We start from the raw sequence: 12,021 nt of genomic DNA on the forward strand, positions 1-12,021 counted from the left end.
TAAGTTAAGCGCATAAAGGAAAATTTCAAGCAGTAAACTTCATCTATAAATCTATACTGTAAACCATGATGCTGTGTCCCCTTTCCGGATTTTTGTACAGGGTATAAATCCGGTTACCTCTAAAATATCTGATGTCGTCAAATTCGGACAGATAAAATTTGCCAATAGGTTCTGGTTCTCCTTTCATTGTAAGTACCACCATTTCTTTCCCATTCCTGCTGTTGTCTGTATGTAATAGAATGTGGTTTTCTGAAACCCAAATATTCAGGAATGGAGGTTTTAATTCGGGCACATACCTTTTCAACCTCTGGCGGACATCTCTGGGTTCATCACGGAAATGATAATCCAAATCAGTTTTTTGTACGCTTCGGCTCTCTACATTCAGAGGTATTTGCCTGACAAGTTCGTGATTCTTGTTATAGATAAATAGAGCCGTACTGTCGGGCCGTGCTATTAGATATTGACCGTCATCCATCAATCTAAAACGATCCTGATAACGATAGGGTGGCATACCCACCGGAGTTTTCCCACCAAAGGTGATATTTGTGGAGTATTTCGTTGGGTCTGCATATACATAATTGGGTCTCTTCAGCATGTGAAGAGAATCCCGGATAATATGCTGGAATCCATCCAACATAACTATGGAATCCATTTTGTATTCCGGGAGGTCAGTGTCAACCTCCGTTTTGCTTCTGATAGCATAATAGTAACTTGATCCGGAAGGTGAACCGACGAAAAATAACGGATGATAATTCTCCCTATAATCTGTTTTACTTGACCTTGCGTGGGTATATATCCCACCGGAGTCTCGTCCAAAAAAGTCAACCTGTGTTGATGAGCTATGCTGAACGATAAGCGTATCGTTTCCCCCACCCGCAAGAGTAAATATAAAAGGCAACTCACCCGGACCTCGTCCTTCGCGGGCTATAGTTCCCATGTGTTTGCCCTCGGTATTAAACTGCTCGATCGTTTTTTTCTGCACATCTGAAACCAGCAGGGTTCCATCCGACATCAGGATCAGATCACTGAGTCGGCCGGGTAGATATCCTTGTTCATCCCCGATCTCTTTATCGATATCTGCTTGTATAACCGGAAGTTCTTCATATTCTACAGGATCCCCTTCCTGCGCTAATAAAATGGCACTGTTTCCCATCCACAGTAAAAAAATAAGCATTCCAATAAGAATAGATATTTCTCTTGTTGGAACAGATCTCCTAGATTCCATAATCTAAACTTTTACCTCATCTTATATTTTATGATAGAATATCTTTTATCCCCGTATGACAATGTATATAAGCTGTTACCATGCACGAATATCCTTTTAGACATAACGGGCAGGTCAAGACTACCTATATACTTTTTTGATTTCTTATCGATTACCAGAACTTCTCTGGTATTATCTGATTTCTCAATCTCTTCGGCCAGTTTACCTGTAATTCCATTTACCAGCTGCCGAAAAGGTCCAACATCAAATTTTTTACCCGAAAATAAAATGTAAATATGATCATCATCTGTACTTATATCCAAGGTAGCCTCTGGTGACTTTCCATGGTCCGGAGCCATATATCCCTTGTCATAATCAACAATAGGGAAAGGCAAATTATAAGGAGTAGATATCGTATCTACTTTTCCTTCTGCAGAAAGAGCCAGAACGGTAGAACCGAAATAGAATCCCATATAAGCAGCATCCCGATCAGCAAACATGGGTCCCTGATTAAGCAAAGGATTCTCTGTAATAGGAAGCAGGCTTTTAAAATCCCCGGAGTTTATACTAAATAATGCTTTACCCCCAATACGATTCCCTTCAAGTGGGTATAGTGCTACGACATTATCTCCATCAAAAGCCTTCTTGGCAATAACCGTTGTATCATTCACTATTAATGCCGTACCGATCCCATGATCTTTTGCCACTACATCAGTCAAATAGTTTAGCTTATCGTCAAAAATCATTCCTTTTTGCTGTCCCTCATCCCAGACCCAAATAGAATCCTTCCCCATCTTAGAAATATATTTCAGACCATTTTGGGACAGTTCCCCCGGTCCCCGACCCCCGCGTCGGGTGGCAATTACCTGTTTATTCTTAATATCATGCAAGCTTAAAACTGCGTCTCGGTTACCCAGTTCGACAGTTAATATAGTATCTTCACCAAGCACGTAAAATGCGGAGGGAGTATAGATATTCTCATGATAGCTATATACTTCTTTAAGTTCCTGGCAAATACCGGACTTAATAGTTATACCGACAAATAAAAAAATTCCAAATAATCTCATAACAGGCAGCAGGTATTTACTTTATATTTTAAATTACTCACCAAATCCATACGCCCTGATCTCAGCCTCTTCTGTTACCGTAAACATTTGCTGGTTGGCAAAATCGATATCAAAGATAGCCGCTAAGTTGACATCTTCTAATATTAGTCGAAACCTTCGTCTGAGCTCTCCGTTATTTGTAAACTCATGTATCCACAAATCGTTGGACGCTTCCTCAAAGCCATACTTCCCTAAAACCAGATATAACAGACCATTTTCACTACTCACACCCGACATATAGGTGTTAAGTGCTACCGTTCCTCCCTCACGCAGTCCTTCGGATTTCTCATAAAAAAGAGTATAAACAGAATCCAGTTCGATCGTTTCAGGAACAGCCTGCTCCCAAAGCTTTTTTCCGGATGTATTGTATTTCACAATTTTCGGAAAAGCAGTATAGATGAAATATAACTCATCGTTATTGGCCTGATCATTGACCGGAAACACTCTGGGTTTGTAATACCCCGGAACTTCCCGTTCGTTTATCGCATCCCGGTACTGTTCCCCATCCAGTACAAAAACACTTCCCTCGGGAATATCCCCTATCTTCGTCAATTCCTTTCCTTCCCAATCGACTAAGGTATATAGGCTGCTGACTTCCTCCTTTTGCCGGATAGCTGGCAGCAATACATCTCCGCTAGCAGTCACAAAGGGTTCATTCGTAATATTTTTAGCTCGAGAGATTAATGACTGCGGGGGCGGAGGAGGCATTGACTGGGAACCTTTCTGTCCATAATCCAGCGAACCCTCTACCTCACCGTCAAGGCTATATTTTATAATGCGGAATTGTACCGGATCGACGATATAAAAATAATCATCATTCAAATAGATATTATTAAACCATATAACCTCTCCCGGGCCTCGACCTTCTCCGCCGAATTCACGTGTAGTTTCACCGTTTTTATTCAGTGCCAATACCTGCTTATGCTCAAAATCATAGATATAAAGCAGCGAATCCCCGTCATACTTCATAGCCGCCGGATTGGCCAGGATGCCGTCTTTGTAAGAAACAACTGTTTTGTAGTCTTTCAGCTCGACCACTTCCCCGCCTGATGAAGTACTGTCCGAAGCCGATTCGCTTTGACATCCTATTATTGATATTACCATATATACTAAAACAAAAAATATCTCCTGACGAATATTGCTATACATCTTATATATCCCTCTAATCCCTTTTTAGAATTTAATAATATCTATATTGGCTATTTTTGTACATATAATCAAGAATGCTCTAGATGAGGAAGTTATGATAACCTATGAGTAATTCCGGACCATGCACCATCATGATTCTATCCTGATATTGTATCTTGCTATTCTGGCTACCCCATCCTCATCCCTTTCTTTCGCATAAAGTTTTCCATCTTTGATTTGCTGAATGTCTTGATTTCGCGGCCACCTGAACCGAGCCAGTAATTGTCCGTCAGCAGCATCCAATACCCACCACTGGTACACTTCCTGATCATCTACAATGGTCGAAATCCACAGGCGGTTTTCATCATCCACCAACATGGAATGTAGCGCCGGCCAGGTTTCCGGTAGATCCCGGGTCCGCGCAGCCTGTAATCCAGGAGAATTAGATCCATGGTCATATCGCTGTACCAGGTCATCCCGGTCCAACGGACTGTTTTCATAGGGATAGTAAAAAGACTGCTCATAATTGCCATTTTCATCGTATGCTTTGACCAAAAACTCTCCCGATTGGGCCGCATAAATTCTTCCCTCCCTCGATACTGCTATTAATGGTCTTTCATAAACCGGTAAAGAAATTTCAAGCGACAATCCCCTGAAATTCTCAGTAATACCTCTTTGACTTTTAAGACTTAAGATTACATCCGAAATGATTTCCCCATTTTCATTCATCCAGTTGTAAATACCCTGTTCTTTTTTTTGCGTTTCAGAACCGCTACCAGCTTCTACCTCATCTGGAAAGATTGACATAGCTTCTAATAATAGGTTCCCATCATTTGTAACTAAAAAACTGGTGGTTGGTATCACCGTTGATAACCTCTCGTTTTGACTATCCTCTTGAGGTTCACGGTTAAGACTGATAGAATGGGTGAAAATGAGGGAATCAAGCGAGAATACATTGATCTTTCTTAGTTTATCATCAGAAACATATAATTGGTCTTGACTAATGCTAATCGAGCCAATAATAAGAAATTCTCCCGGCCCTTTGCCTTCCCGGCCTATATGGGTTACATAACGACCATCCGGTGCAAATACGTGAATGGTATTCTGTTGGCGATCAGGGATAAATACCCTGCCGTTATCATCTACCCGCGCTAAGTTACGGGAAGAGCCACCCACCAAAACAAGAGTATCATCGGTACTGCCAAAGCTCTCTTCGCGCTCAAGATACAGGCTGTCCACCGGTTGATTCGCAGAAAGGATCGTAAGATTATCCGTTTTCTTTATATCAACGGGAATCTCAACCTCTTCCTGTGAGGTACAGCTACATAATAAGAAAAGTGCGGCATAGCATAATATCCAACTTTTTATGATTGCCTTTGCTTTTTCCATCACCATTAATCCCTGTTTTAATTTTTCTTGTTATTAAAGGCCTGCAATGCGACCTATTCGTACGGCTGGTGTACCTCGCTCATCAATAATATAAAATCGATCCGCTTTATCTTTCCAGATATCCGCTATCAATGGTTCTTGTACTGTTTTCTCAAACGTAAACTTTTCCAGCTGTCCAACACCTTTTAATGTTCCCTCATCATCAAAAACTTCTGCTATCGTCTTTCTCTGTCCATCCTGTAGCTGCGAACTCAAATGGATCAAGCCACCGTCCTTCATTTCAAAAATCCCCAGACTTACACTTTTCATATAAGCAGAGCCTGATTCCATGCCCTCATCCGTATAGATAACTATTGCCATAGTCCCTTGCATGTCGGAATCAAGCTCTAACGGTTTCTCAGGAAGAAGCTGTCCCCGTAGTGTTTGAGCTAACGTCCAACCGTTCTCTTCTTTCCGGAACTTATATAAACGACCCGCATAAATGGGAGGAGCATACCATACTGCTCCCTCTTCGGACGACCAAAAATTACCTGCATTGGTTGTACTGGTATATATTTTAGTAAAATCGCTCGGTGAATCCATCAAGCTATCAATGTGTCCAAATGAAGCAAGATGAGTAAAGGTACTATCATAGAGATGCAGCATCGTGGATTGTATATGAAGGTCCTCCGGGTCCTCTATACCCGGTATTTCCCTTTTCTTTTGAAGTATTAGAAAGTTGCCTTTATCCATCTGACGAAAATATTGAGGCCATATCACCGACCCTTCTGCTGAATTATAATTTGACAATACTTCGCCGGTTTTTGAAAAATGTGTAATGCGCTTGTTGCTGGCATCAATGGTCATCAATGCCTGTTTATTATTTATTTCGATAGCATTGATAGCGCCAAACTCTCCGGGTCCACCACCCGCTCCGCCTATAGAACGCAGGAAGTTTCCATCTGCATCAAACACCTGTACTGCAGACAGTTTAGTATCTGCAATGTAAATGTTTCCCTCCCTGTCCGTCCTTATTTCTGAAGGCGACGCCAGCACAGGCTCTTGCGAGATACCTCCATCATCACCGATAAGCAACTCCTGCTCGAAGTGCAGGGATAAGGAATCAGGCTCTGCCGACTGTACTTGTCCCTGTTCCTTTTCTGTACATCCCCATGCCAAGCATGAAAAACAAACATACAATAACAAAAAGCTTTTATATAAGAGCGGAGTTATCTTATTTTTTTGCATTTCAGATACCTTCGAATTTAAAGTTATTATGAACTTTTATAACTAATGCATAATCAAACATTTGATATTTAAAATTTATATAGCCGAATTCCGGTCCCATCTAACAAGGGCACAAAAATTTGGCTGCTATTAAAATCAATCGCTAAGTGGTAAGAAAGGTTAGTATTAGATGTTATCTTATACCTTTGTATTAGTTTACCTTTTGGATCAAATTGATGAATCCAGAGAGGCCGGGCAGGAACAGAAGTAAAAATATTATTATAAGTTGCCAAAAATAGATAACCTTCTTTACTGGTTGCTCCCCATACATATTTTCTCACTGCCGGCAGGTAATCAGATCAGTTTTTGGTTATTTGGGCCAAATCAACTGTAAGAGAATCGACTTCCGGAGTTACCGGAATCTTGCGTTCCCATATTTTTTCACCTGAAATACTATATTTGGCAATCTTCGGAATTGTACCATAGATCAGAAATACTTCATCAGGTGCAGAGCGATCAGTTACGATAAAAGTTTTATGTAAATCTACGGAAGGAACTTTTCGAGCTGCGAGAGTCTCTCGTATTGTCTCTTTATCAATTTGCGGGACGTAGTTTTCAGGAATTTCTCCCAAATCTGCCAAATGCTTTCCTTCCCAGTCGAATAATTTATAAAGCGACTTGCCCTGGGTATGGGCTGGAAGTAATACATTGCCATCTATTGTAATATAGGGTTCATTATAATTATCATAAAGCGCAGGGGGAGGCGGGTGAAAAGAGTTATTCGCTTTTTCTAAAAGCAACTCTCCATAATCCAAGGCAGAAATAAACTCTCCATTCCGGTTGTACTTATTTATCAAAAAACTTGAACGGTCTACAATAAAAAGGTAATCTCCCCTTACATAAAAGTCCTCAACTCCCTGTAGCTCACCTGGCCCCCGCCCTTTTTTCCCGTATGCACAAATGATTTCGCTGTCTTTGTTTATTTCGAGTATTTTTTGAAAAGCAAGATCAAAGGCCAAGATATGATCAGTTCTTTCATCATATTTAATTCTTGCTGGAAGTCCCAAATGTTCCTTAATCTGGAAATCTTGAAATGTATCAATAGTCTGAACATTTACTTTAATATTTGCCGATTGATCATTTACCTCTCTTTGACAACTTATCGATATACAAAACAAAGTAAGGACAAGGAGCTGGCAAGGTCGCTTCAAATTCATATATCAAAGATTTGATTAAAGGTCATTATGATTAAAAGAATTAGTATAGGGTGCGACATCCCTTCTCGGTTGATGCCACTCCGAACCCTGCCGGGTCTCCATCTTATAGCTCCTCCCGTGGTGCCTAACATCATGTTCAGACATTTTACACTGCAGCCTAAGGTGTCATATTGACGGTATATTTTAAATGTGCCCATTAAATTGAATCTTTATATACTTCTGATATGAGCCTCTTTGAGTGCTTACATATCCACTAGAAACTACATTTCATTACAGACGCTCATCTTCATACATAAGCAAACTTTTCCCCATCATATCATTAACAATGATTTTATGATCGTCGGTTACTGCCAACGCAGAACCATACATAAGCTTATCCTGATCAGAACGAAATAATTTAAAGGTCTGCTCGTGGGTGACACCACCGCCAGTGTTCAGCTTGTATTTAAACAGAAATGTAAAATTTGTATCGTAAGCCTTCGTATTTTCGTTGGGGTGTTTAGCCACTAATAAGTATATATTATTGTTATGTATAGCTGCATCAAAAAATAGAAGGGAAAAACCTCTCGCGTCAGGGTCCTCGTTTTCCTCTCTTACATACGCTATTAGTTCATGAATTTCAGGAGGGTCGATCCTGGTAGTACTGAGGAAGGTGCCTTCCAAACTATAGACTTCCAGCACTGGTTCGGACCTTCCAATGGCAATTAATCGGTCATTATAAATAAACAACATACGCGAATTTCTACGATAGTGCCTGCTATCTTCACCGATCGTATTACGACCAAACGTCGTGATTTGTTGCCCTTCTGCGGAAAACTTGGTTATAGGATCACTGCGACTTGGTGTTGATAAAAAAAAATGGCTGCGTTCATCCACGGCCATGTGTGAAGCGGAAGCCTCTGATATCTTCGTTTCCCGGATAAATTTTTTGTTATGGTCAAATACTAGAATTTTTGCCTGAGTCTCGTTATACACATACAAACTGTCATTAATAATACTCATATCCGTTACTGAAGTAAACTCCCCCGGGCCCTTCCCATTTCGTTGAATGATCCCACGTAGATCCAGGTCGGGCCCAAGTTGTAGAATCTGAGACGAGCCACCACCGAGATATAAAGAAAGAAAAAATTGATTATGGATAGATTCTATTGAACTAACATTGGCAATAAACGTAGAATCATTAAGTCCCGACACGTTCTTCACTGGTTCCAAACTAATGGGTTTTTGCGTCTTTTTTTTATTACTACAACCTGTTAAAAGAAGCATTAGAAACCAAAGCAATAGAAAAATGTTATTCAATCTTGGCATATTGATGATTAAATATATTGAGGCAACACCTCGGTACTATGTCCTCATTAGAATTAATAATTGAAAATAATGCTACCAAAATTTTCTTTACTTATTGAGATTCCTATGAACCTCTGCTTTGTAGTTAAAATTAAGCCACTTATCATGAAAATTAGGTCTCAAGCTATATACCCATTTCCTGAAAAATTGTTCTGAATTTTTACCTCTGTTCGGTCATGACAATATCATACCGCACAATTTTCTCAAGTCCGGTCTCGTCCTCTGTTTCGCGGGCGTAGAGCTTGTCGTTTCTGACTTCCTCAATGGGATGGTCCCGGGGCCACTCAAATTTAGTAATCACTTCTCCGGTATCTTCGAGTATCCACCACTCATATACCTCGTTATCCTCAACAATAGTTGAAACCCACAGACGGTTTTCGTCATAAAAAAACATAGTCTCCAGAGCCGGCCAGTCTTCGGGAAGCTCATGCTGATTGATCATCTTCCGTCTCACTTTATTTTCGGTATTTACTACTAGTTCACTTTGATTGAGTTCTGTTTGGTTGAAAGGATGTTGGATTTCCCGCAGATATTTTCCATTCCGGTTATATACTTTTATCAGAAATTCTTTGCTCCGTGCAGAATACAGCAATCCATCTTTCGATATGGCAAACAAGGATTTTTCTAAAAAAGGAAACGTATAAGCAACTGTGTATCCATCTGGATACTTGTATACCAGATATCTGAGATCTTTCTGCTCAAATATTTTATCAGAAATGATTTCTCCATTTTCATCTTGCATATAATAATGGAGAAAGCTTTCCTCATCCAGATAATCAGTTCCCGGTCTTGAGTAGCTTACAAGGAACGATTCGTCATCTCTTGGATAGAACTGACTTGGGTACTTTCCGTTGAGTTCTTCAAACGCTCCTCGGTTATTTGACCAAAGCGGTATAGTATGAGAAAACTCCCACGAATCCAGTGAATAGGCATGAACTCTGAGGGGAAAGGGACTCCTATCGGCTGCATATAACATACCCGCATGAATCTTAATCGAACCTATGCCACTAAACTCACCCGGACCTTTTCCCTCCCGCCCGAGAGAAGTGTTATAACTGCCATCTGGGTTATAAACATGAATGGTTGTTTGATCCCGGTCCGCAATAAAGACCCGGCCGCTGTCATCGACCGTAAATGTTTCGATCGTCCCGACCACCACTTCATCGGTGGAACCAAAACGCTGCTCCCGCTCAAACTGAATCTCAGGGGTTAGTTTTGAATCGGCTGCGGGCTTGCTTGAATCTTCCGTAGCAACTGGTTCCCGTACCTGACTTGTATCTTCGGCGGTGGTTGATGCTTCCCTTTGATTGGTGGATGGACTACGTTCCCCAGACTTCTCTCCCGAACAGCTCAAAAAGAACACGGAAAGCAGCAGTATAAGCGTTGATGATCTCATGATAAAATATTCCCATTCCCATATAATATTACCTATATAGTAGAAAAATATAATGTAGACCGCAAGTTTTTGGCTTTTTGGAATGATAAGGTTGCTTTCCGGCAGGCTAACTTAACTCCCTATTATCCCAGTTATTCCATCTCGATGCGGGAGTGTACAATCTCCTCCCGCCCGACAGTAAAAAAATCATGATACTAAATAAAATAGGTCTAACTCCTTATGTAGCTAAAAATGGGAGATAATGTCCTGTAAACAGATGATCAATCTCCCTAAATCCCTCTTCTCCAAGAGGGACCTCCGGAAATTGCTTCTCAAAATAATTTATAATAAAACCTGTTGAGCAACGGACTCCTTCTTGGAGAATAGCCTGTCCGCCTACTGCCGGAAGTACAAGAGGACTGACCTAACTTTAATAGAACCAATCAGTTCATTTAAATAGATATCCAACCCTCAATGAGTTAGGTTTATTCAATTTCTTCCACTTCGTTCCAATACCTTACAATCTTCTGAATTTCTGTCACTTTATTCCTCTCACCAGAGTATACGTATCCATTTTTTGGCCTCAATACCATCTAACACTGGCGCATATTCTGTTAAAATGGGGACCAAACAGATTAACTGCTATATACTATTGATCTCCACTCGCTTAACAAATCACCTTAACATTTTGTTATTGTAATTGTTTTGAGATATTGTTATAAAAGCGTTCCAATAATCGCATATCCTGGGTGATAATTTCTGCTTGACCCATCATCGCGTCTCTGGGCGGCAGTTCCTGACCATAATTTGTAGTGAGTCCCTGGGGGAAATTAACCTTTCCAATAAAGACACTGTCTCTGACCGGTATATCCGATAAATAGTTTATTTCTCCCGTAACGGTCCCAAATTCCTGGTCCGGATACCCGCTAAATCGAACCAATACCTGCTGTCCCTCTTTAATCTTACCAAATGAACGTTGAGAGACCCTCAATTGACCAAAGAACTGAGTATTCTCGGGCTGTATATAAAACAGCTCCTGCCCTGTTTGGAGCGTTTGTTTTTCCTGGAGAATACTTGCATATATTATTTTTCCACTAAGCGGCGCTGAAATCAAATAATTGGATTTCCATTCATCTATGGCACTCTTCAAAGCATTCAATTCCTGCAAGAAGACAGATTTTTGCTCGCTAATCTGTCGATCAAGCTCCATCAGCTCTTGCTCTTTAGCCGCTTGAGTAATATGATTATTGATAATGGCCGATTCCGTTTGCTGCAGAGGCAGTCTTTGATTCAACAGTTTACTTTCATGCTGTGCAAGCTCCATGGGAGCGACCAACTCTTTCTCTGAAAGTCGCTTCTTCATTGCATACTCCTGTTGGGAAAGCTTAAAATCTTTTGTTTGTATCTCCTTTTGCTGTCTCAGCTTATCCAGCAGTTGTTGATTGTATTCCATCTCCTCCTCCAAAATACGACGTTTCTTATGATAAAAACCATCCGGAAGAAATGACTTAAACTCACGCCAGGCTTGATCAAAAGCCTGGAATTGTGTCTGCAAGCCGCCCAGATCAGAAAAACGGCTCAACTTTACGTTGCGAAACTTATTCAGATGGTCATTTATCAGCCAATGATACATGCTATCAACCCGGGCAGAAAGTTCTATCACTTCTTCATGGCTGGCGGTCGTCTCAAGCCATGCTAGTATCTCTCCCTCTTCAACCACAGTATCATTTTCGGATATTAAGTTAACCAGCTTCCCGTTAACCTTGCTTTCCAGCATTTTAGGAGCATTAACTGCCGTTAGTTTCAGAGGAACTTTGATGGTCTCGGGATATTCAACAAACCATGCACTCAGTAATACCAATAGTAAAATGATCATAAAAGCCGCTATCCCTCCGCGTACCAACCAGTGTGGCGGACGGCCAATGATTTCCTGGACTTCCGCACTGCGGACATTCAGCTCCGGCAAATCACTGCCTTCAGGAGTCTCCCGATTGGGAGCTCCGTTATCGATCAGGTTATTTGTTACTTCCATTAATTTTAAAAGTTAAA

General features: G+C 40.8%; 9 protein-coding genes. All 9 read right to left on the bottom strand.

What is annotated here, in order from left to right:
- Nucleotides 1–43: 43 nt before the first annotated feature.
- Complete coding sequence (locus ABEB05_RS04855) at nt 44–1,225, bottom strand: NHL repeat-containing protein (RefSeq protein ID WP_265788017.1); 1,182 nt, start codon at nt 1,223–1,225, stop codon at nt 44–46.
- An 11-nt stretch (nt 1,226–1,236) separates the two neighbouring features.
- Nucleotides 1,237–2,271, bottom strand: a complete 1,035-nt coding sequence (locus tag ABEB05_RS04860) for a hypothetical protein (protein WP_265788018.1) — start codon at nt 2,269–2,271, stop codon at nt 1,237–1,239.
- A 33-nt stretch (nt 2,272–2,304) separates the two neighbouring features.
- The gene (locus ABEB05_RS04865) at nt 2,305–3,459 is read right to left on the bottom strand and encodes a 6-bladed beta-propeller (RefSeq protein ID WP_265788019.1); all 1,155 of its coding nucleotides are present in this window, start codon (nt 3,457–3,459) and stop codon (nt 2,305–2,307) included.
- A gap of 129 nt (nt 3,460–3,588) precedes the next feature.
- Complete coding sequence (locus ABEB05_RS04870) at nt 3,589–4,827, bottom strand: 6-bladed beta-propeller (protein ID WP_265788021.1); 1,239 nt, start codon at nt 4,825–4,827, stop codon at nt 3,589–3,591.
- Nucleotides 4,828–4,860: 33 nt separating this feature from the next.
- On the bottom strand, nt 4,861–6,054 hold the full coding sequence (locus tag ABEB05_RS04875; RefSeq protein WP_265788023.1) for a 6-bladed beta-propeller: 1,194 nt from the start codon (nt 6,052–6,054) through the stop codon (nt 4,861–4,863).
- A 338-nt stretch (nt 6,055–6,392) separates the two neighbouring features.
- Nucleotides 6,393–7,250, bottom strand: a complete 858-nt coding sequence (locus ABEB05_RS04880; RefSeq protein WP_265788025.1) for a hypothetical protein — start codon at nt 7,248–7,250, stop codon at nt 6,393–6,395.
- A 270-nt stretch (nt 7,251–7,520) separates the two neighbouring features.
- On the bottom strand, nt 7,521–8,453 hold the full coding sequence (locus ABEB05_RS04885) for a 6-bladed beta-propeller (RefSeq protein WP_265788027.1): 933 nt from the start codon (nt 8,451–8,453) through the stop codon (nt 7,521–7,523).
- A gap of 304 nt (nt 8,454–8,757) precedes the next feature.
- Nucleotides 8,758–9,993: a 6-bladed beta-propeller gene (locus ABEB05_RS04890; RefSeq protein WP_265788028.1), complete on the bottom strand. Its 1,236-nt coding sequence runs from the start codon at nt 9,991–9,993 to the stop codon at nt 8,758–8,760.
- Between the two features lie 670 nt (nt 9,994–10,663).
- Complete coding sequence (locus ABEB05_RS04895) at nt 10,664–12,004, bottom strand: HlyD family secretion protein (RefSeq protein ID WP_265788030.1); 1,341 nt, start codon at nt 12,002–12,004, stop codon at nt 10,664–10,666.
- Nucleotides 12,005–12,021: the final 17 nt, after the last annotated feature.

Origin of the sequence: Fodinibius salicampi, from assembly GCF_039545095.1 — a bacterium.
Lineage (GTDB): Bacteria > Bacteroidota > Rhodothermia > Balneolales > Balneolaceae > Fodinibius > Fodinibius salicampi.

What these genes read in the sequence shown, in the direction of transcription:
- ABEB05_RS04855 (WP_265788017.1), bottom strand. Translation starts at nt 1,225, where the DNA reads ATGGAATCTAGGAGATCTGTTCCAACAAGAGAAATATCTATTCTTATT.
- ABEB05_RS04860 (WP_265788018.1), bottom strand. Translation starts at nt 2,271, where the DNA reads ATGAGATTATTTGGAATTTTTTTATTTGTCGGTATAACTATTAAGTCC.
- ABEB05_RS04865 (WP_265788019.1), bottom strand. Translation starts at nt 3,459, where the DNA reads ATGTATAGCAATATTCGTCAGGAGATATTTTTTGTTTTAGTATATATG.
- ABEB05_RS04870 (WP_265788021.1), bottom strand. Translation starts at nt 4,827, where the DNA reads ATGGAAAAAGCAAAGGCAATCATAAAAAGTTGGATATTATGCTATGCC.
- ABEB05_RS04875 (WP_265788023.1), bottom strand. Translation starts at nt 6,054, where the DNA reads ATGCAAAAAAATAAGATAACTCCGCTCTTATATAAAAGCTTTTTGTTA.
- ABEB05_RS04880 (WP_265788025.1), bottom strand. Translation starts at nt 7,250, where the DNA reads ATGAATTTGAAGCGACCTTGCCAGCTCCTTGTCCTTACTTTGTTTTGT.
- ABEB05_RS04890 (WP_265788028.1), bottom strand. Translation starts at nt 9,993, where the DNA reads ATGAGATCATCAACGCTTATACTGCTGCTTTCCGTGTTCTTTTTGAGC.
- ABEB05_RS04895 (WP_265788030.1), bottom strand. Translation starts at nt 12,004, where the DNA reads ATGGAAGTAACAAATAACCTGATCGATAACGGAGCTCCCAATCGGGAG.